At 70.3% G+C, this 19,794-nt stretch carries 20 protein-coding genes; 10 read left to right on the top strand and 10 right to left on the bottom strand.

All coding sequences use genetic code 11. The annotated features are described in order from the left end of the window. The first annotated feature begins 27 nt into the window (after positions 1–27). Positions 28–897: a hypothetical protein gene (locus tag ACIBH1_RS01950; RefSeq protein ID WP_397311660.1), complete on the top strand. Its 870-nt coding sequence runs from the start codon at positions 28–30 to the stop codon at positions 895–897. Next, positions 897–1,916 carry an ROK family protein gene (locus tag ACIBH1_RS01945; protein ID WP_397311659.1) on the top strand — a complete coding sequence of 340 codons (1,020 nt, stop codon included), beginning with the start codon at positions 897–899 and terminating at the stop codon, positions 1,914–1,916. Before ACIBH1_RS01950 ends, ACIBH1_RS01945 begins: the two co-directional genes overlap by 1 nt. Here ACIBH1_RS01945 and ACIBH1_RS01940 read toward each other — a convergent pair. The 4 genes from ACIBH1_RS01940 to purN form a co-directional block, all read right to left on the bottom strand. Then, positions 1,876–2,052, bottom strand: a complete 177-nt coding sequence (locus ACIBH1_RS01940) for a hypothetical protein (RefSeq protein WP_397312189.1) — start codon at positions 2,050–2,052, stop codon at positions 1,876–1,878. The two genes, ACIBH1_RS01945 and ACIBH1_RS01940, sit on opposite strands and share 41 nt — an antisense overlap. Positions 2,053–2,170: 118 nt before the next feature. Beyond that, positions 2,171–3,295, bottom strand: a complete 1,125-nt coding sequence (locus ACIBH1_RS01935) for a DNA glycosylase AlkZ-like family protein (protein ID WP_397311658.1) — start codon at positions 3,293–3,295, stop codon at positions 2,171–2,173. 9 nt (positions 3,296–3,304) lie between these two features. Further along, positions 3,305–4,852 carry a bifunctional phosphoribosylaminoimidazolecarboxamide formyltransferase/IMP cyclohydrolase gene (gene purH / locus ACIBH1_RS01930; protein ID WP_397311657.1) on the bottom strand — a complete coding sequence of 516 codons (1,548 nt, stop codon included), beginning with the start codon at positions 4,850–4,852 and terminating at the stop codon, positions 3,305–3,307. A 17-nt stretch (positions 4,853–4,869) separates the two neighbouring features. Then, positions 4,870–5,481, bottom strand: a complete 612-nt coding sequence (gene purN, locus ACIBH1_RS01925; RefSeq protein ID WP_397311656.1) for a phosphoribosylglycinamide formyltransferase — start codon at positions 5,479–5,481, stop codon at positions 4,870–4,872. Positions 5,482–5,548: 67 nt separating this feature from the next. Between purN and ACIBH1_RS01920 the strand changes: the two genes are divergently transcribed. Beyond that, positions 5,549–5,944 carry a hypothetical protein gene (locus ACIBH1_RS01920; RefSeq protein ID WP_397311655.1) on the top strand — a complete coding sequence of 132 codons (396 nt, stop codon included), beginning with the start codon at positions 5,549–5,551 and terminating at the stop codon, positions 5,942–5,944. On the opposite strand, the gene ACIBH1_RS01915 is transcribed toward ACIBH1_RS01920, so the two are convergent. Then, entirely contained in the window at positions 5,941–7,530 is a 1,590-nt protein-coding gene (locus ACIBH1_RS01915; RefSeq protein WP_397311654.1) for a DUF6350 family protein, read from the bottom strand. The two genes, ACIBH1_RS01920 and ACIBH1_RS01915, sit on opposite strands and share 4 nt — an antisense overlap. A gap of 129 nt (positions 7,531–7,659) precedes the next feature. Between ACIBH1_RS01915 and ACIBH1_RS01910 the strand changes: the two genes are divergently transcribed. Then, a complete protein-coding gene (locus ACIBH1_RS01910; RefSeq protein WP_397311653.1) occupies positions 7,660–8,328 on the top strand; it encodes an SDR family oxidoreductase in 669 nt (222 codons plus the stop codon). A gap of 18 nt (positions 8,329–8,346) precedes the next feature. Here the strand turns inward: ACIBH1_RS01910 and ACIBH1_RS01905 are convergent, their stop codons facing one another. Next, on the bottom strand, positions 8,347–8,748 hold the full coding sequence (locus ACIBH1_RS01905) for an NUDIX domain-containing protein (RefSeq protein WP_397311652.1): 402 nt from the start codon (positions 8,746–8,748) through the stop codon (positions 8,347–8,349). 197 nt (positions 8,749–8,945) lie between these two features. On the opposite strand from ACIBH1_RS01905, the gene ACIBH1_RS01900 reads away from it, so the two are divergent. Further along, a complete protein-coding gene (locus tag ACIBH1_RS01900; protein WP_397311651.1) occupies positions 8,946–9,506 on the top strand; it encodes a DUF6461 domain-containing protein in 561 nt (186 codons plus the stop codon). Positions 9,507–9,813: 307 nt separating this feature from the next. Here the strand turns inward: ACIBH1_RS01900 and sucD are convergent, their stop codons facing one another. Continuing rightward, positions 9,814–10,689 carry a succinate--CoA ligase subunit alpha gene (gene sucD / locus ACIBH1_RS01895; RefSeq protein WP_397311650.1) on the bottom strand — a complete coding sequence of 292 codons (876 nt, stop codon included), beginning with the start codon at positions 10,687–10,689 and terminating at the stop codon, positions 9,814–9,816. 5 nt (positions 10,690–10,694) lie between these two features. Then, positions 10,695–11,879, bottom strand: a complete 1,185-nt coding sequence (gene sucC / locus ACIBH1_RS01890; protein WP_397311649.1) for an ADP-forming succinate--CoA ligase subunit beta — start codon at positions 11,877–11,879, stop codon at positions 10,695–10,697. Positions 11,880–12,121: 242 nt separating this feature from the next. Here sucC and ACIBH1_RS01885 point away from each other — a divergent pair, with 242 nt between their 5' ends. The 4 genes from ACIBH1_RS01885 to ACIBH1_RS01870 all read left to right on the top strand — a co-directional run bounded on the left by ACIBH1_RS01885 (position 12,122) and on the right by ACIBH1_RS01870 (position 15,799). Beyond that, positions 12,122–12,913, top strand: a complete 792-nt coding sequence (locus tag ACIBH1_RS01885) for a hypothetical protein (RefSeq protein ID WP_397311648.1) — start codon at positions 12,122–12,124, stop codon at positions 12,911–12,913. A gap of 130 nt (positions 12,914–13,043) precedes the next feature. Beyond that, positions 13,044–13,856, top strand: a complete 813-nt coding sequence (locus ACIBH1_RS01880) for a hypothetical protein (protein ID WP_397311647.1) — start codon at positions 13,044–13,046, stop codon at positions 13,854–13,856. After that, positions 13,853–14,581 (top strand): hypothetical protein, encoded by a 729-nt coding sequence (locus ACIBH1_RS01875; protein WP_397311646.1) that lies wholly within the window; start codon positions 13,853–13,855, stop codon positions 14,579–14,581. The genes ACIBH1_RS01880 and ACIBH1_RS01875 overlap by 4 nt, the downstream gene beginning before the upstream one ends. A 12-nt stretch (positions 14,582–14,593) precedes the next feature. Next, positions 14,594–15,799 carry an amidohydrolase family protein gene (locus ACIBH1_RS01870; protein WP_397311645.1) on the top strand — a complete coding sequence of 402 codons (1,206 nt, stop codon included), beginning with the start codon at positions 14,594–14,596 and terminating at the stop codon, positions 15,797–15,799. Here ACIBH1_RS01870 and galE read toward each other — a convergent pair. After that, positions 15,796–16,776, bottom strand: coding sequence for a UDP-glucose 4-epimerase GalE (gene galE / locus ACIBH1_RS01865; protein ID WP_397311644.1), 981 nt, complete (start codon positions 16,774–16,776; stop codon positions 15,796–15,798). The two genes, ACIBH1_RS01870 and galE, sit on opposite strands and share 4 nt — an antisense overlap. Positions 16,777–16,832: 56 nt before the next feature. Here galE and ACIBH1_RS01860 point away from each other — a divergent pair, with 56 nt between their 5' ends. After that, positions 16,833–17,513, top strand: coding sequence for a hypothetical protein (locus ACIBH1_RS01860; protein ID WP_397311643.1), 681 nt, complete (start codon positions 16,833–16,835; stop codon positions 17,511–17,513). On the opposite strand, the gene pcrA is transcribed toward ACIBH1_RS01860, so the two are convergent. After that, positions 17,510–19,762, bottom strand: coding sequence for a DNA helicase PcrA (gene pcrA / locus ACIBH1_RS01855; protein WP_397311642.1), 2,253 nt, complete (start codon positions 19,760–19,762; stop codon positions 17,510–17,512). The genes ACIBH1_RS01860 and pcrA overlap by 4 nt on opposite strands. Between the last annotated feature and the right edge of the window lie 32 nt (positions 19,763–19,794).

The following is a 19,794-nucleotide window of genomic DNA, read 5'->3' as shown; positions in this document are numbered from 1 at the left end:
CACGGTCACTCCCATGCCCCTGATGCCGTGAGGACCCGGCAGCCCGCGACCGGGTCGTCGCGCGGCGGGACCGTCATCGGCTGGGTCAACGACCACCCCGTGCCCCGCGCCCCGCTCGACCGTCGCATCGGCGAGCTGCGCGCCGGGCCCATGAACGGCGCGCTCCCCACGCCGGGCAGCCCGGAGGACAGGCAGCTCGCACGGTGGCTCACCCAGGTGATCCTCACCGAGGTGCTGTGCGAGGACGAAGCCCGCACGCTCGGGCTCTCCCCCGTCGAACGGCCCGCCCTGGACCGGCTCGCCTCCGTCGAACTCGGCTCCATCAACGCGGCCGCGCTCAACGGCAACCCCTGGGTGCGAGCGCTGTTCGAGCACGTCACCGAGGAGGCCACAGTGCCCACCGCCTGGCGGGCCCCACGGGTGTCGGAGGCGGGCGAGCTGTTCCGCGTACGGCACCGCCGCTTCGCCGAACGGCCCGGCGGCGAGGAGGAGCTGAAGGACCTGGGAGTCGTGGAGCTCGCCACCCTGCCCGCCGCTGTGGCCTCGGAGCTGAGGCGCTCGCCGTACGGGACCGTGGTGGGGCCGGTGCGCGACGCGCTCGGCTGGCACCTCGCCGTCGCCCACCCGACCGCGTCGAACCCCCAAGAGCCACCACACACGGCCCCCGCCACCGCCGCCGAACCCGGCACCATCCTTGCTCACTCCCCTTTCCCCGCCACCGCCCCCAGCGACGGCGTGACGAGGGCGGCGGACGGTCACCCGGCGCTCGTGGAAGCGGCCAGGCGGCGCTCCTTCGCCCAGTGGCTCGACCGGCTCAGGTCGGAGAGGGTCGACCTGGTCCCCGGCCTGGAACATCCGGGCGACCCCCGCCAGCCCGACAACCACCACAAGCACTGATGCCCACCACATCCCGCGTGCTGGCGATCGACATCGGCGGCACGAAGCTGGCGGGCGCGCTGGTCGCCGCGGACGGCGAGATGCTCGCCTCCGCCCAGCGCCCCACCCCGCCCACCGACGTCTTCGGCGCGCTGGCCTCGCTGATCGCCGAGCTGACCGGCCCCGGCCCGGCCCCCGTCGCGGTGGGCATCGGGTGCGCGGGGCCGCTGGATCTGGCGGCGGGCACGGTGAGCCCGGTGAACATCGGCACCTGGCGCGGCTTCCCCGTGCGGGACGAGGTGGCCGCGCTGACCGGGCTGCCGACGACGCTGGCGGGCGACGCGCAGTGCTTCGCCCTGGGCGAGTACTGGCTGGGCGCCGGGCGGGGCAGCGAGGCGCTGCTGGGCGTGGTGGTCTCGACGGGCATCGGCGGCGGCCTGGTGATGGGCGGCGTGCCGCTGCTCGGACCCACAGGAAACGCCGGACATGTCGGGCACATGACCGTCGAGGTCGCGGGCGAGCCCTGCGACTGCGGCGGCCGCGGCTGCGTCGAGCGCTACGCCAGCGGCCCGCACCTGACCCGGTGGGCGCTGGAACAGGGCTGGCACCCGGACGCGCACGCACACGGCGGGCTGCCCGACTCGGGCGGCGGGCCGGCCGGTTCCGGGGACGGGCGGTCCGGGTCGGTTGTCCCACGGGCTGTCGATGCGCGGTCGCTGGCCGAGGATGCCGCTGCGGGGCATCCGATCGCCGTCGCCGCGTTCGAGCGCGGCGCCAGGGCGCTGGCCGCGATGGTCGTCTCCACGACCGCCGTCGTCGACGTGCGCAAGGTCGTGATCGGCGGCGGCGTCGCCAACGCCGGCGAGGTGCTGTTCGCCCCGCTGCGGCGAGCCGTCGACGACCTGGCCGGCCTGGCCTTCGTGAAGTCGGTGGAGATCACCCGCAGCACGCTGGGAGTGCGGGCGGGCCTGGCCGGAGCGGCCAGGCTGGCGTGGTCGGCTACTGCCGCTCAGCCCACTGCGCCTCACGACGCTCGATGATCCGCTTCGTGGCCGGGATGACCTCGACGAGCTTGCTCCCCAGGAACGCCCCTACGAAGGCCAGGGCGATCAGGACGAACGGGCTGGTGGAGATGCCCATGACGGTCACGAAGGCATGCAGGGTCACATCGAGCAAGGGGGACTCCAAGGCAGGAAGACACCGATGACCGTGTCACCCGCACGGCCGTTCGGCACAGGCTAGCCGAACTTGACGAGTGATTGACCTGCTTTGGTATGTCTCCTTACCGTCACCCTCATCTGCCCATCGCGCGTATTGCGGCCAGTCGGGGCGCTCTGGACGCAGGGCTGTCGAGGCTGAAGCTCCGCACGTCGCCGAGCTGTTCGCGGGCGAAGGCCTCGGTCTGGGCGACCTGCTCGCGCAGCGCGCCGGCCGAGGCGGGCGGCTCGAAGGTGCCCCAGACCAGCTCGCCCTCGGCCGGGTCGTACTCCCACAGCCCGACGAGCCTGCCGCGGTCGAGGATGGCGTGGCTCTGCAGGTCGAGCCGGTCCTTGGTCTCGTCGCCGTCGACGAGGGTATCGATCTGCCTGCGCAGCAGCGCGATGCCGTCGATGCCCGCGACCAGCGCGTATCGAGGCTCGGCGGGACGCTCGAAGGCGAAATAGTCGTCGGCGTCGAGCGTCAGCAGCCCCTCGCCCAGGTCGACGAGCTCCAGCTCGGCCATGGCGGCCTTGGCGTCGCGCACGGTCCAGCCGGTGAACCATCGCAGGTTGGCCGGAGTCGCGGCGCCGGTCCAGCGGAAGTAGCGCCTGGCCAGCTCGACCCGGGCGTTCTCGACGGGCATGCCGCCGAGCCCCCACCTCACGTAGCCGAAGCGCTGCTGGTCGAAGCGCCCGTTGACGGGCACCCTGCGGATCTCGCCTGCGGCTTGGAGCAGGCCGAGCACGACCGGCAGGGTCGTGGTGACACCGGCTTTCCTGCCGGCGTCGCCGAGGTTGCGCACCAGGTCGCCGAGCAGGGGCTTGAGCGCCGCCGGGTCGAGCGGCGCGTCACCGGTGACCGACAGCACGCCCGCCGCCAGGTCTTCGAGCTCCTTCTCGGTCACCCCGAGCCGGATCGCCTTGGCCGCCTCGCCCTGCGCCGCCCCCGAGCCCACGGTCAGCCCGAGGGCGAAGTCGGCGGCGGGCAGCACGTAGGTGCAGCCGCGGGCGCTGGGCAGCTCGCAGATCTCCAGCGCGGCCGCCGCCCGGTCGGCCTGCTCGCGGGAGCTGCCCGCCCGGGCGAACAGGGTCAGATACGGGTTGGACCCGCCGACCGACCTCGCCCACCCGGTCTCGGCCAGCACCTGGGCGGGCGGGACGCCGGTCAGCCTGCCGTCGAGCCCCTGCCGGTGGGCCCACCAGGCGCGCAGCTTGTCCACGCCTCCACGTTAGTGGAAGAAGTGCCTGGTCCCCGTGAAGTAGAGGGTGACACCGGCCTTCTCACAGGCCTCGATGACCTCCTCGTCACGGATCGAGCCGCCCGGCTCGACGATGGCCTTGACGCCACCGGCGATGAGCACCTCGGGACCGTCGGCGAAGGGGAAGAAGGCGTCGGAGGCGGCCACGGATCCGGCCGCCCGCTCGCCCGCCCGCATGACCGCGAGCTTGCAGGAGTCGACGCGGTTGACCTGGCCCATGCCGACGCCCACGGTGGCGCCGTCGGCGGCCAGCAGGATCGCGTTGGACTTGACCGAGCGCGAGGCGCGCCAGGCGAACTCCAGGTCCTTCAGCAGCTCGGGCGAGGCGGCGGCGCCGGCCTTGAGCTCCCACGCCGCGGCGCTGTCGCCGGGGGCGTCGATCCGGTCGGCCGACTGCACGAGCAGGCCGCCGTCGATGCGCCGGAACTCGGCGGCGTTGGACGGCCCCTGCGGGCAGAGCAGGATGCGCAGGTTCTTCCAGCGCTCCTTGAGGATCTGCAGCGCCTCGTCGTCGTAGGCGGGGGCGACCAGGACCTCGGTGAAGCCCTCGGTGAGCTGGCGGGCCAGCTCGGCGGTGACGGTGCCGTTGACCGCGACCACGCCGCCGTAGGCCGAGACCGGGTCGCACGCCAGCGCCTTGCGGTGGGCGTCGGCCACGTCGGCGCCGACGGCGATGCCGCACGGGTTCTGGTGCTTGATGATCGCGACGGCGGGCTCGGAGAAGTCCCACGCGGCGCGCCAGGCGGCGTCGGTGTCGAGGTAGTTGTTGAACGACATCTCCTTGCCGTGCAACTGCTCGGCGCCCGCGAGCCCGCCCTGGCCGGAGGTGTAGAGCGCGGCCTTCTGGTGCGGGTTCTCGCCGTAGCGCAGGGAGCTGTCGAGCTCCCAGGTGGCGCCCATGAACGCCGGCCAGCTGTCCTGCTCGGCGGCGTAGACGTTGCCGAACCAGCTGGCCACGGCCACGTCGTAGGCGGCGGTGTGCGCGTAGGCGCGCCCGGCGAGCCTGCGGCGCTCGTGCAGGGTGAAACCGCCCTCGCCCAGGGCCTTGACGACCTCGTCGTAGCCCGACGGGTCGACGACGACGGCGCAGGTGGCGTGGTTCTTGGCGGCGGCGCGGATCATCGCGGGACCGCCGATGTCGATCTGCTCCACCACGGCCTCGTCGGCGGCGCCTGAGGCGACCGTCTCGCGGAACGGGTAGAGGTTGACCGCGACCAGCTGGAACGGCTCGACCTCGAGCTCCTCGAGCTGGGCGACGTGGTGCGGCTTGGTCATGTCGGCGAGCAGGCCGGCGTGCACGCGCGGGTGCAGGGTCTTGACCCGGCCGTCGAGGCACTCGGGGAAGCCGGTGAGCTGCTCGACCTTCGTCACGGGGATGCCGTAGGACGCGATGGCGGCAGCCGTACCGCCCGTGGACACGATCTCCACCCCGGCGGCGTCGAGCGCACGGGCGAGCTCCTCGAGCCCGGACTTGTCGTACACCGCGATAAGCGCTCGCCGGATGGCAATGCGTGACACGTTCCTGATCCTCCTGGTTAGTTGCCGATCCGGACTGTTCGCCCGGTAACGGTCCAGCCTTCGCGGACCATGCGGCCCACGGTGTCGACGAGCAGGCCCTGCTCGACGGTCTTGATGCGCTCGTGCAGGCGCTCCTCGTCGTCGCCGTCGAAGACCCGCACGGCCTCCTGGGCGACGATCGGCCCGGTGTCCACCCCCGCGTCGGCCAGCATCACCGTGCAGCCGGTCACCCTGACCCCGCCGGCCAGCGCGTCGCGCACGCCGTGGGCGCCCGGAAAGGAGGGCAGCAGCGCGGGGTGGGTGTTGAGCACGGGGAAGGCGTCGAGCGTCGGAGCGCCCAGGATCTTCATGAAACCGGCGCAGACCACGAGATCAGGCTCGTGTACGGCGATGCGTCTGGCGATCGTCTCGTCCCACTCCTGACGCGAGGGGTGGTCCTTGACCCGTTCCACGAAGGTGGGGATGCTCGCTCGCTCGGCTCTGGCCAGCCCTTCGATGCCTTCGCGATCGGCGCCCACCGCGACGATTCGCGCGCCGTACGACGGATTGACCGCAGCATCGAGCAAGGCCTGTAGGTTGGTTCCAGAGCCGGAGACGAGGACGACGAGCCGCCCCACAGAATTGGACACGCACGCTCCAGTGTTGGGTGGGTAGCCAGGGTATCGGTTCCGTCACCGGTGAAGCAGAGGAGGGTACGTGGTCACACCTGTCCGCGCGTCCGCGGAGGCCGCGGGGCGCAGGGCGATCTGGCTGTCCATCGCGGCGCTCGCCATGGTGTTCATGCTGCCGTTGGCGGGCCTGGTGCTCGCGCTGTTCGCCCTGGTCGCGGGCATCCGCGCGCTGCCCTTGCTCCGGCAGGAGAACAAATCGCGCGGCACCGCGGTCGGCAGCATCGTCGTCTCCTCCGTCGTGCTGCTGTTCTCGCTGATGGCCACCGGCATGCAGCTGTACCTCATGGACGAGTACTCCGCCTACACCGAGTGCATGAAGGGCGCCGGCACGGTCGCGGCGCAGGGTGAGTGCTTCACCGCCTTCAAGGAGGCCACCAGCCAGAAGCTGCCTCCCGAGGTGCTGCGCTACCTGGCCCCCTAGTCCTTGTCCCAGGCGTAGGGGTCCATGTAGATCACGTGGCCGCCGCGGTCGTCGGTCTCGTCGACGATGTCGCGGCGCCGCGACTGTGCCTGCACCTCGGCCGCCGCCGAGGCGTGCTCGTCCATCCAGTCGTCCCTGATGACCGGGATCGCCTGGGTGTCGGCCTCGGTGGCGTCCATCCAGTGGCCGGGCAGCGGCTTGGCCGAGTCGCTCTCGGCCAGGCCCACCTTGCTCGCGGCCCTGGCGATCGCCGCGCCCGCCTTGGCCACCTTGCCCGGCTCCTTGCGCGCGTCGCGGTAGAGCAGCATCCAGTTGGCCAGCCCGGCCGACAGGCCTGCCGCCACGCCGACCTCCAGCGCGACCGACAGCGCCACCTCCCACGGGGAGGGGCCCATCGCGGCCAGTTGCTCGCCGCGCATCGGGCCGCCCGACAGCGCCGCCAGCACGCCAGCCGTCAGGCCGGTCGCCACGCCGGTGACCAGCCCCCAGAACGGCGCCGCCTCGTACGACGGCGACGGCGCCACCCGCACCACGACCACGCCCGCCACGGCTCCGGCGAGGAACGGCAGCGCGATCACGCCCATCGCCCACGCGGGCGCCGGCCCGCTGTCGGGCAGCGCTCCCAGCAACGGCAGCAGCGGCATCGGCTCCAGATTCACCCCCGTCGGCGCCACCAGCGTGCCGGTGCCGACGGCGAAGCCGGGGCCGGCGATGTAGGCCATCGCCCACACCACGGCGTTGAGCAGATACAGCACCTGGATCAGCAGCAGCATGACGCCGCCGACGAAACCGGGCGACAGCTGCGAGGTGAGCTCGGCGATCGAGCGGAAGTTGACCAGGAGGGCGCTGAGCACCAGCAGCAGGCCCGCCGTCAGCATGAGAGCCGTGGCCGTGGCCGTACCCAGGGCGACGGCGCGGGCCCGCTCGGGCAGCAGCCGCAACATCGAGCGGAACGGGCCGATGGTCCTGGCGGTCGCCAGCACGCCGCACGCGAACGCGAGCAGGAAGTGGCTGGCCAGCACCTCGCCGATGTACGGCTGGGTGACGTCGTTCCTGGCCACCAGCGCGATCAGCCCGGCCAGCAGGGCGTACGGCGCGGCCAGCGAGACACCCGCCTGCACCACCAGGACCAGCTGGGCCTTGCGCCGGGCTCCGGCCTGCTCCTTGGGGCTGTTCTTGGGCAGCTGGGCGGGCAGGCGCAACCGCAGGTCGGCATCCCTGGCCATCCACCGGGCCGCCTTGTACAGCAGCACGGCCGGCAGGATCATCAGGCCCAGCGGGAGCAGGCCCACCCGGCCGCCGGGGATGGCGAAGCCCGCGTGGTGGGCGGCCAGCCAGATCTGGGCGGCGGTCCTGAACACCCCCGGCAGGCCACTGCCCAGGGCGGTGCTGCCCGGGGCGGCGATCCAGCCGATCAGGGTCATGGTCGTGAGCGCCGCCAGACCGACCCCGAGCGTCATCGCGGCGGCGAGCATCCCGGAGACGGGAAGCGGCCGCCGGCTCTCGTCATCGTCGCCCGAGATTCCGGGGATCCTGCCGAGCACCGAGCGGGGGGCGGTCCGCAGCTGATCGATTAGGGCCGTCACAGTGTTCGATGTTCTCAAGGATTGGGTCAAGAGCACTCGCCGACACCCCGCTAAGTCCTATTCTCCCGAGGCTCTGCGCTGAGGCATACTGGGTTTGATTTCCCAACTGACTCACCCTCGGAGAGCCCCATGGAAGCCTGGACAGCCCTCGTGACCGGCGCAAACCGCGGATTGGGCAAGGCCCTCGCCGACGCCCTGCTGTCACGCGGCGCCCGCACCGTCTACGCCGGCGCCCGCGACCCGGAAACCGTGACCGACCCGCGACTCGTCCCCGTACGGCTCGACATCACCGACCCCGCCTCCGTCGCCGCCGCCGCCGAACGGTGCGGCGACGTCACCCTGCTGATCAACAACGCCGGGATCGGCCTGCGCGGCGGCCTCATCGCCCCCGGCTCCCTCGACGCCGCCCGCGCCGAGATGGAGACCAACTACTTCGGCACCCTCGCCATGTGCCGCGCCCTCGCCCCCACCCTGGCCCGCAACGGCGGCGGCGCCATCGTGAACGTGCTCTCCGTACTGTCATGGATCACCCTGCCCGGCCTCGGCACCTACTCGGCCTCCAAGGCCGCCGCCTGGGCCATGACCAACGGCGTACGGCAGGAGCTGGCCGGACAGGGGACGCGAGTGGTGGGAGTGCACGCGGCCTTCATCGACACGGACATGGCCGCCGGGGTGGACCTGCCCAAAACCTCGCCGGCGACGGTCGCCGAGCTCGTACTGGACGCGGTGGAGAAGGGAGAGGAGGAGGTGCTGGTGGACGACATCACACGGCAGACGAAGGCAGGGCTTTCGGGGTGACCTCTCCGGCATGCCGAGTCAGCGGAGCTGCCCGCTCTGGTGCAGGTGATCGAAGATGACCTGATCGACCGGGGACACCCGGTCACGGTCGGCATAGCTCAACCAGGCCACCTCCTCGATCTCACCACTGGGCGCCGGCACCCCGTGATGGTCGGCGGTGTAGCAGGTCATCCGCACGATGACACCCTCGGCGTGGCCGTGCGCCTGAGCCTCGTAGGTGCCCACATGCGCGGCGGTGGCGGGGACGATGGCGACGGAGAGCTCCTCGTCGATCTCGCGGACGAGCGTGTCGAGATCGGTCTCGCCGGGCTCGCGCTTGCCGCCGGGGATGTAGTAGACGGTCTTGCCTTTGGAGCGGGTGCTGAGGATCTTGCCTTGGTCCAGGCGGATCCAGGCGATCTTGTCGATGGTGGGGGGCACGGGTTGCTCCTGGCTGTCGGGACGGGCGATGGGTCAAGCGGCCAGGTCGTCGTGGACGATCTGGCTGACCAACGGGAGGGAGGGCAGAGACGCATGAACCGCCGCGGTCGTCAGCAGGCCACTCGATCACTACCGTAAGCGGCACGAGTGCGCCTTCCGCAGATTCAGACCGTCATCCCTTGGAGCCGGCGAACACCATGACCATCAGCCCCCCGGATGCCTCCTGGCTCTTCAACGAATACGCCGGACACCACTACAGCTTCGTTTACGCCCGCAGCACCCCCGAAGACGTGATCACCAGGCTGGGCGGCCAGTGGGCAACCTTCGAGCCCGGCGGATTCCCCGGCGTCGACGCCCTCATGGCAGGCCGCGAATCGCGCATCGGCGTGACCGCCATCGGCGATTGGACCCTCGTCATCGACGGCGCGTCGATCAGCGTCTACGACGAGAAGGTCATCCAGTTGTCCGAGGGCACCCAAGCCGTCCTTCAACTCGTGATCGACGTCGAGGCCATCGACCTGTTCCGCTGGTATGTGGATGGGCGAGCCCGGTACTGCTTCGGCGACGACGAGGCGTTCCTGGTCGGGACGCCGCCTGAGCTCGTCGAGCCACTGGCCGGAGTCCAGCGGCACTTCCCTGCTCTCGACCTCAAGGAGGGAGGCGGGTTCATGCTGGTCGAGCACCTGACCGGCATCGCCGTGACGGAGCGGTTGCTGGAGGATTCCAGCTACCTGTGGGGCCGGTTGCCTGGACACTAGCCGCGCAGCACGAAGCTCACCGACACACCCCTCCCCCGCGAACGGCCCCCGCCAGAGGCCCTCAGCCCGCGCAGGACCGGGGGCGGGCGGGGGGCAGCAAGAGGGGAGCCGAACGCCGTCGCGTAGCGGCGCCCGCCACGCACGCCGGCTGGGCGTCTCCCTGGACAGCCCCCGGCCACGGTCGGCGGGTGGGGGTGACCCATGCGTGCCGTACATCCAAGGAGCGCCGCACAGCCGCCACGGCGCCCGGAACAAGCGGAAAGCCCCGTGCGGTGACCGCACGGGGCTTGTCCGGAACAGACGCGGGTCAGCGGGCCTGCATGATCTCCCGCATCAGGCGCGCCGTCTCCGACGGGGTCTTGCCGACGCGGACGCCGACCTTCTCCAGCGCTTCCTTCTTCGCCTGCGCCGTGCCGGCCGAGCCGGACACGATGGCGCCGGCGTGGCCCATGGTCTTGCCCTCGGGCGCCGTGAAGCCCGCCACGTAGGCCACGACGGGCTTGGTGACGTGCTGCTCGATGTAGGCGGCCGCGCGCTCCTCGGCGTCGCCGCCGATCTCGCCGATCATGACGATGGCGTCGGTGCCCGGGTCGTCCTGGAACGCCTGGAGGGCGTCGATGTGGGTGGTCCCGATGACCGGGTCGCCACCGATGCCGACGGCGGTGGAGAAGCCGAAGTCGCGCAGTTCGTACATCAGCTGGTAGGTCAGCGTGCCGGACTTCGACACCAGGCCGATGCGGCCGGCGGTGGTGATGTCGGCGGGGATGATGCCGGCGTTGGAGGCGCCGGGCGAGGCGATGCCGGGGCAGTTCGGCCCGATGATGCGGGTCTTGTTGCCCTTCTCGACCGCGTAGGCCCAGAACTCGGTGGTGTCGTGGATCGGCACGCCTTCGGTGATGACCACGCAGAGCGGGATCTCGGCGTCGACGGCCTCCTTGACGGCGTCCTTGGTGAACGCCGGGGGCACGAAGACGACGGAGACGTCGGCGCCGGTGGCCTCCATGGCCTCGGCGACCGAGCCGAAGACGGGCAGGTCGAGGTGGGTGGTGCCGGCCTTGCGGGCATTGACTCCGCCCACGACCTTGGCGCCGGAGGCGAGCATGCGCTTGGCGTGCTTGGTGCCCTCGCCGCCGGTCATGCCCTGGACGATGATCTTGCTGTTTTCGGTGAGCCAGATAGCCACTTCGATTACACCCCAGCCGCAGCGAGCTCGGCGGCGCGCTTGGCCGCGTCGTCCATCGTGTCAACCAGCTCGACGCCCTTGAGCGCGGCGTCGGCCAGGATCTGCCGCCCGAGGAGGGCGTTGTTGCCGTCGAGGCGGACCACCAGCGGGCGGGTCACGGCCTCGCCGCGGTCTTCGAGCAGCTTGAACGCGGCCACGATGCCGTTGGCGACGGCGTCGCAGGCGGTGATGCCGCCGAAGACGTTCACGAAGATCGACTTCACGGCCGGGTCGGAGAGGATGATCTCCAGGCCGGCGGCCATGACTTCGGCGCTGGCGCCGCCGCCGATGTCGAGGAAGTTGGCGGGCTTGGGCTTGCCGGGGAACTGCTCGCCCGCGTAGGCGACGACGTCGAGGGTGGACATGACCAGGCCCGCGCCGTTGCCGATGATGCCGACGTTGCCGTCGAGCTTGACGTAGTTGAGGTCCTTCTCCTTGGCCGCGGCCTCCAGGGGGTCCTCGGCCGACTTGTCGGCGAACTTCTCGAAGACGTCCTTCTGGCGGAACTCGGCGTTGCCGTCGAGCGTGACCTTGCCGTCGAGGGCCTTCACGTCGCCGTCGGCGGTGAGGATCATCGGGTTGACCTCGACAAGCGTGGCGTCCTCGTCGACGAAGACGCACCAGAGCTTCTCGATGAGCTCGGCCGCGCCGTCGAGGGCCTTCTCAGGCAGCTGGCCGGCCGCCGCGATCTCGCGGGCCTTGGCGCGGTCGACGCCGGTCAGCGGAGAGATCGCGACCTTGGCGACCTTCTCCGGCGTGCTGTGCGCGACCTCTTCGATGTCCATGCCACCGGCGGCGGAGCAGATCGCGAGGAAGGTGCGGTTGGCGCGGTCGAGCAGGAAGGAGAAGTAGTACTCCTCCGCGATCGCGCTGGCCTCCTCTACGAGCACCTTGTGGACCGTGTGGCCCTTGATGTCCATCCCGAGGATGTCGGTCGCCTTCGCGACGGCGTCGTTGGCGTCATCGGCCACCTTGACGCCGCCGGCCTTACCCCGGCCACCGGTCTTGACCTGGGCCTTGACCACGACGCGGCCGGTCAGCTGCTCGGCTGCCTCGCGCGCGTCCTCCACGGTGAACGCGACGACGCCGCGCGGCACCGGGATGCCGTAGTCCGCGAAGAGCTCCTTCGCCTGATGTTCGAACAGGTCCACGAGGGTCCGTCCTTGCTTGTCCGACTGAGTGTTCGACGGCCCGGGCCACCCCGTGTGCCGGGCGTTTCCGCCAGTGAAGCCTAGCCGTTGTCAAGACCTGGCCTGGTCACCGGGGACGAGTTATTCCGCGATGTGACGGTGATCTCACTTTCTGGCCGATCTCTTAAACCCTCACACATCCACACAGGATCTTCACAAATCCCACTCGCCCCCAAATACCGCCATACGGCATGATCCACCTCGTGAAACGCTTCCTCATCGCTGTCGCCATCGCGGCAGCCAGCGCCCTTCTCACCACGGGCACCGCTCATGCAGCCCCCGAGACCCCCCTCACGGCACTGAAGAAGCAGTATGTCGAAGGCCGCGGCGTCAAGATCAAGGAGACGTCGTTCATCGAGCTCGACGGCGAGTCGCTCGGCAGCTCCAACCGCGTCACCGGCGTGGTCGGCTTCGGCCACAAGGGGGTCGACTCCTACGACCTCACGCTCCGCGGCGCTTCGCTGCTGAGCGAGAACAGCTCGAAGATCCAGATCATCCACGTCAAGGGCGCCACCTACCTCAAGGCGCCCGGCACTCCCGACATGCCGGCCGGCTGGGTGCGCTACTCCGAGGCCAAGGTCAACTTCTCCACCAGCCAGCTGATCAACATCTTCGACCCGAAGGTGCTGAAGAAGGCCATCGCCGCCGCCAAGGTGCGCAAGCCCGGTGAGTACCGCGGCACCCTGCCGCTGAAGGAGCTGGCCGGCTCCGAGGTGGGCGGGACCCTCGGCAAGGCGAAGGTCAACTACCGCATCTTCTTCAACGGCAAGAAGCTGATCACGCGCGTGCGCTCGGAGATGGTCCTCGACTTCGGCGTGCTCGGGTCGATGAACAGCATCACCGACACCCAGTACTACGAGTGGGGCCGGAAGGTGAAGATCCAGGCGCCGCCGAAGGACCAGGTCACGGACGCCAAGGACCTGGAGGGCGGCGAGAGCGGCGACCACCCGTCGGAGCAGCCGCCGCCGGTGTTCGACATGGTTCCCAGCAACTGACGGTTGTGAGTGTCCGGCGGCGGCGCCCTTTCGGGGCGTCGCCGCCTTCGTCCGTGAAGAGCCCGCGCATCTGATACCCATTTCGTCACCTGAGACCTGGCCGATACCAACCGCCAGCAGCGTTTCCTGCGTGATGACTCGACTGATCGCGGGATTCGCCACGGCCGCGGTGCTGCTGACCGCGGCTCCGGCGCAGGCGGCGCCCCCCGCTCCCCTCAAGGCGCTCAAGAAGCAGACGAGCGTGCGCTTCACCGAGCGCACCCACATCGTCGCCGGAAGCTCGAAGGTGGTCTTCACCCGCCGTTCCGGCGCCTTCCTCCTCAACTCCTCCGGCATCAAGGCCTCCGACGTCACGGCGAAGCTCGCCATCAAGGCCGCCGACCTGACCGACGCCGCCCTCATGTGGATGCTCGACCCCGAGCGGACCATCCGGATCGGGACGACCTCGTACATCTCCGGCGGCTACTTCGCCACCCGTCTCCCCGTGGACCGGACCTGGCTGAAGGTCGCCAAGGGCCCCGCGGCCGGGGTCACGGGCATCTACGGCCAGCTCGTCAACGTCGCCGAGGCCCGCACCCTCGCCGCCCTGCTCAAGACCGCCACCCGCACGTCGTACGGCTACCGCGGCACGATCACGCTGGGCCGGCTCCACCAGAGCTCGCCCTGGCTGCGCGCCTCCATCGGGAACCTGCTCGGCAAGCCGAAGACGGTGATCTCCTGGCGCCTCACCCTCGACGCGCGCGGGTTGCCCATACGTCTGGTCTCGCAGTACTCCTCCGGCGCGGACGGCGACGTCGTCATGGACACGCGCTTCAGCGGCTGGAGCGGCAAGCTGAAGATCGTGGCGCCTCCGGCCGACCAGGTGTGGGAGGGCGGCGCGGCCGAGCTGCCCCAGTCGCCGCCGGTGACCTCGCCGATGTCCGGCGGGCAGGTGGTTCCGTGATCAGGCTGGTCGTGTCGGTTCTGATCGCCACGACTCTCATCACAGCGCCCGCGGAGGCGGCGCCCGCGAAGGTGCCCCCCGCCGAGACGACACGAGCGGAATCCGCGCCGCCTGACCCGGTGTCCGTGCTCACGGCGAAACTGACGACACACCACGGCGTGAAGGTCGTCGAGCGCCACCGTCTCACGATCGACGGAGAGCCGTTCGCCGACGGCACCCGCCGGGGCGTGATCAGCTTCCGCCCTTCCGGCTACGACACCACCAACAGGACGAGTCTCGGCAAGGTCAGGGTGCTGGCCGTCGGCCGGCACACGTACATGTCGGGCGGCCCGATCACCTCGGCGCTGCCCAAGGGGAAGACCTGGTTCAAGACATCGAGCAAACCGTCCAGGCGAACGCCGTTCTACGGCCCGATCCTGCTCACGGAGCCCGCCACCCTCAGGGCGTTGCTCGCCACCGCGACGACCACGACAGGGCGGGTGCGCTCGGGCGTGATCGGCTCCAAGGCGCTGGCGCGCGTCTCGCCCTCGTTCGCCACCAAGAAGGCCTTCCCCATCGGCTGGAAGCTCTGGCTGGGCCGTACCGGGCTGCCCACGCGCCTGGTGACGACGTGGACGGAGCAGGACGCGCTGGGCGAACTCGGGAAATCCAGTGACATCCGCTTCAGCTCGTGGGGCCGGAAGGTGACGCTCGTCGCCCCTCCTGCCTCGAAAACGGCGACCTGACACAATCCCGGCATGAGCCGATTGCTGATCGTCAACGCCCACCCCCTGGAGCCGGTCGTCGGGCAGCTCGGCGACCGGTCGTGGATCGAGGTGGCCGAGGGCCGCATCGTGGACACGGGCACCGGCTCCCCGCCGTCCGGTGAGCACCGGGTGATCGACGCCGCCGGCCGTACGGTGCTCCCGGGGCTGATCGACGCCCACGTGCACCTGGTCGCGAACACGCTCGACACGCGCGAGGCCGCGACGTGGACGCCCGGGTACGCCGCGGTGAGGAGCCTGCGCGCGGCCGAGCAGATGTTGCGGCGCGGCTTCACCACCGTGCGCGACGTCGGCGGCGCCGACTACGGCATGGCGCAGGCGCTGGCCGAGGGGCTGGTTCCCGGGCCGCGGCTGATCCACGGCGGCAAGGCGCTGTCACAGACCGGCGGACACGGCGACCTGCGCCCGCGCTCGGAGGAGGGGCGGCCGTGCTGCCACACGCCCGGGTTCGCGCGCATCGCCGACGGCGTCGAGGAGGTACGGCTCGCGGCGCGCGACGAGTTGCGCAAGGGCGCCGCGCATCTCAAGCTCACCGTCTCGGGCGGCGTCGCGTCGCCGCACGACGAGGTGTCCGCGGTGCAGTACACGATGGAGGAGATCCGCGCGGCCGTCGAGGAGGCGGACAACGCGGGACGCTACGTGACCGTGCACGCCTACCACGCCCGCGCGATCAACCGGGCTTTGGAAGCGGGCGTGCGCTGCGTCGAGCACGGGAACCTGCTCGACGACACGACACTGGAGCTGCTCGTCGAGCGGGACGCCTTCCTGGTGCCGACGCTCGTGACGTACGAGCAGCTGGCGCTGCGGGGGCGGGAGCTCGGGCTGGGCGAGGAGTCGTACTGGAAGATCGCCGAGGTGCGCGACGCCGGGCTGGCGGCGCTGGAGCGGGCGCATCGCGCCGGGGTGAACGTCGTGTTCGGCTCCGACCTGCTCGGGCCGATGCGGGAGGCGCAGCTCCAGGAGTTCGATCTGCGTGCCCAGGTGCAACCGGCGGCCGCGGTGGTGCTCTCGGCGACCGCCACAGCGGCGCGGCTGCTGGGCATGGAGGGGCAAATCGGCACGCTCGCGGTGGGCGCGCACGCCGATCTGCTGGTGGTCGACGGGGATCCGCTGGCCGATCTGTCGGTGCTCAGCAGCCGCCAGAAGGCTTACGTGATCAAGGGTGGGGAGGTCGTCTAGTCGCTCAGGCGTGACTCTCGCAGCGCCGCCCATTCGAGCGAGTGCTGGATGCCCTCGGCCACCGAGTAGCGTGCCCGCCATCCCAGCGCCTCGGTCGCCCGCTCGACCCGTGTGTACGACCCGACGACGTCGCCAGGACGCCGCGGCGCCTCGACCACCTCGACCGGCCGGTCGGCCACCTGGTTGAAGACGTCGACCAGCTCGCGCACGGTCGTCCCCTCCCCGGTCCCGAGGTTGATCACGGACATCGGCAGCGAGTCGAACCGCCGCAGGGCGGCGACGTGCGCTTCTGCCAGGTCCCACACGTGGACGTAGTCGCGGATGCCCGTCCCGTCGGCCGTCGGGTAGTCGGTGCCGGTGATCTGGAACGGCACGCCCTCCTGGTAGGCCCGGATGATCATCCCCAGAGCGTGCGAGGGCCGGGCGTGCTGCAGCCCCGTGCGCATCTTGGGGTCGGCGCCGACGGGGTTGAAGTAGCGCAGCGAGAGCACCTTGATCGGCTGCGACACGGCGATGTCGGCGAACATCTCCTCGCACACCGCCTTGGTCCTGGCATAGGGGCTCTGCGGGTCGAGCGCGGAGTCCTCGTCGACCGTCAGGTCCTCGCCCGCCGCGTAGATGGCCGCCGAGGAGCTGAAGATCATGCGCGAGCACCCGTTGCGCAGGAGGTGGTCGACGAAGTCGAGCGACTTGGTGACGTTGGCCCGGTAGTACCCGACGGGGTCGGCGACGGAGTCGGGCACCACGATGAGCGCGGCGCAGTGGATGACGGCCTCGATCTCCGGATTCTCCTGGAAGATGCGGTCGATCAGCTCGCCGTCGGCGATGTCGCCCTCGTAGAACACCCGCCCGTCGGCGAACTCCCGCCGCCCCGTCACCAGACTGTCGAGGATCACCGGCGTGATCCCCGCGTCGAGGCACGCCGAGGCGACCGTGCTGCCGATGAATCCCGCTCCACCCGAAATCAGAACACTCACGCGGGAACATTACCCCGAGATCACTTCGTGACCATCCTGGGCCAAGATCGCGGGCTATGTGGAAACCCCTCGCCGCCCTCGTCGCGGCCCTGGCCGTCGCCCTGACCGCCGCCCCCGCCCAGGCCGCCCCCAGGGACCCGGTCAGGACCCTGACCAAGGAGCTGGCGACGAAGCGCGGCGTCTCCTTCACGGAGAAGACGGACGGCGACTTCGGCTGGATGAACAGGGACCAGCCGGGAAGCGCCTCCACCGGCTCCCGCAAGGGCCGGATCGCCTACAACGGCTCGGGCATCACCGCCTTCGACATGAAGATCATCGACGACCCCGGCGCGTCGAAGGGCGTGATCCGCGTGGGCAAGACCATCTACCAGGAGACCCGCGAGACGGACCCGGGCTGGGTCAAGAGCCCCCACCAGGGCTGGTCGCCGTTCTTCGGCCCGATCAACGTGCTCGAGCCCGCGACCCTCAAGGCCGTGATCAAGCACGCGGACAAGCAGATGGGAGCCTTCCGCGTCAGCTTCCTGCCCACCGCCGAGATCTGGAAGGTCTCGCCTTCCTACCGCGTCTGGAAGGGCAAGCGCCCCACCGGCAAGGAGGCCAAGATGTTCTATCTCGTCTTCTTCAAGCTCGGCCGCAACGGGCTGCCCCAGGAGATCACCACGGAGTGGCCCGAGGGCAGGAGCACGATCACCTTCTCGTCGTGGGGCAAGAAGGTGACCGTCAAGGCCCCGCTCTAGAGCTTCTCCAGCGGGGCGTAGGCGAGCAGCAACGTCTTCTCGCCTCCGCCCCCGAAGTCGATCTTCACCTTCGTCTTCTCCGCCACCCCGTCGACGGACACGACCGTGCCGAGCCCGAAGGCGTCGTGCGACACCCGGTCTCCCGGCGCCAGCGACGGCACCTCGCGCGAGCTCTTCTTGGCCGGAGCGGGACGCGCCGGGGTGTCGCGCCGGGTGGCGGCGCTCCACGCGGACTTCTCGGGATCGGTGCGCCACTCGAGCAGGTGATCGGGCACCTCGCCCACGAACCGGGAGGCCGGGTTGAACGACGGCGCCCCCCACGAGCTGCGCACGGCCGCGCGCGTGATGTAGAGGCGCTTCTGCGCCCGCGTGATGCCCACGTAGGCCAGGCGCCGCTCCTCCTCGAGCTCCTTGGGCTCCGAGAGCGAGCGGATGTGGGGGAAGACGCCGTCCTCCATCGCGGTGAGGAAGACGACGGGGAACTCCAGGCCCTTGGCGGTGTGGAGGGTCATCAGGGTGACGACGCCCTGCCCGCCGTCGGCCTCGGGGATCTGGTCGGCGTCGGCCACCAGCGAGACCTGCTCCAGGAACTCCACCAGCGTGCCCTCGGGGTTGGCCTCCTCGAACTCCGAGGCGACCGAGACGAGCTCGTTGAGGTTTTCGAGCCGCGACTCGTCCTGGGGGTCCTGCGAGGTCTCCAGCTCGGCGCGGTAGCCGGTGGAGACCAGGACCTCCTCGGCCAGCGCCGACGGCGGCATGCCCTCGGCCTTGCCGATCAGCTCCTCCATCAGCGCCACGAACTCGCGCACGGCGTTGACCGAGCGCGCCGCCATGCCGTAGACCTCGTCGATCCTGCGCATGGCCTCCCAGAAGGGGATGCGCTCGCGGGACGAGAAGGCCTCGATCATCGCCTCGGCGCGCTCGCCGATGCCGCGCTTGGGGACGTTCATGATGCGGCGCAGCGAGACCACGTCGTTGGGGTTGGCCAGGACCCGCAGGTAGGCGAGCAGGTCCTTGACCTCCTTGCGCTCGTAGAAGCGCACGCCGCCGACGACCTTGTACGGCAGGCCGGTGCGGATGAAGATCTCCTCGAACACGCGGGAGGCTGCGTTGGTGCGGTAGAAGACGGCCACGTCGCCGGGACGCACCTGTTCCTCGTCGTGCAGCCGGTCGACCTCCTGGGCGACGAAGACCGCCTCGTCGTGCTCGTTGTCGGCCACATAGCCGACGATCTTGGGGCCGTCGCCCTGCTCCGACCAGAGGTTCTTGGGCTTGCGCCCTTCGTTCTTGGAGATCACCGCGTTGGCGGCGGTCAGGATGTTCTGCGTGGAGCGGTAGTTCTGCTCCAGCAGGATCGTGCGCGCGTCGGGGTAGTCGCGCTCGAACTCGAGGATGTTGCGGATGGTCGCGCCGCGGAAGGCGTAGATCGACTGGTCGGCGTCACCGACGACGCACAGCTCCGACTGCTCGGCGCCCGACCTGACCAGCTCGCCGTCGGCGGTGTGCAGCGACGGACGGCCGACCAGCTCCCTGACCAGGATGTACTGCGCGTGGTTGGTGTCCTGGTATTCGTCGACCATGACGTGGCGGAACCGCCTGCGATAGTGCTCGGCGACGTCGGGGAAGAGCTGGAACAACGTCACCGTGTTCATGATGATGTCGTCGAAGTCCATGGCGCCGGCCTCGGTCAGCTTCAGCTGGTAGGCCTTGTACGCCTGGGCGAGGGTCTTCTCGAGGTGGGAGCCCGCCCGGTCGACGGCGGTCTCGTAGTCGATCAGCTCGTTCTTGAAGTTGCTCACCTGCGCCGAGAAGGCACGCGGGGGGTAGCGCTTGGGGTCGAGCTCCATCTCGCGGCAGACCATCGCCATGAGCCGCTGGGAGTCGGCCTGGTCGTAGATCGAGAAGCTCGACGGGAACCCCAGCCGCTTGGCCTCCCTGCGCAGGATGCGCATGCACGCGCTGTGGAAGGTCATGATCCACATGAGCTTGGAGCGCGGGCCGACCAGCTTGTCGATGCGTTCCTTCATCTCGCGCGCGGCCTTGTTGGTGAAGGTGATCGCCAGGATCTCGCCCGGATGCACCTCGCGCTCGGCCAGGAGATAGGCGATGCGATGCGTCAGCACCCGGGTCTTGCCCGACCCCGCTCCCGCGACGATGAGCAGCGGACTGCCATGGTGGATCACGGCCTCACGCTGTTGCGTGTTGAGACCGTCGAGCAGCGGGTGGTCAATCGAGACGTGGGTCGGCACGCCCCTAGGTTAAAGCGCGCCACCGACGGAAT

The sequence above is a fragment of the Nonomuraea sp. NPDC050663 genome, from assembly GCF_044456985.1.
GTDB lineage: Bacteria > Actinomycetota > Actinomycetes > Streptosporangiales > Streptosporangiaceae > Nonomuraea.
The sequence above is the reverse complement of the archived record's forward strand: the minus strand, read 5'-3'. Positions and strand labels throughout refer to the sequence as shown.

Excerpts from the sequence above, each read along its gene's own strand:
- ACIBH1_RS01910 (WP_397311653.1), top strand. The coding sequence starts at position 7,660 with ATGGAAGCCTGGACAGCCCTCGTGACCGGCGCAAACCGCGGATTGGGC.
- ACIBH1_RS01860 (WP_397311643.1), top strand. The coding sequence starts at position 16,833 with ATGTGGAAACCCCTCGCCGCCCTCGTCGCGGCCCTGGCCGTCGCCCTG.
- ACIBH1_RS01870 (WP_397311645.1), top strand. The coding sequence starts at position 14,594 with ATGAGCCGATTGCTGATCGTCAACGCCCACCCCCTGGAGCCGGTCGTC.
- ACIBH1_RS01900 (WP_397311651.1), top strand. The coding sequence starts at position 8,946 with ATGACCATCAGCCCCCCGGATGCCTCCTGGCTCTTCAACGAATACGCC.
- ACIBH1_RS01945 (WP_397311659.1), top strand. The coding sequence starts at position 897 with ATGCCCACCACATCCCGCGTGCTGGCGATCGACATCGGCGGCACGAAG.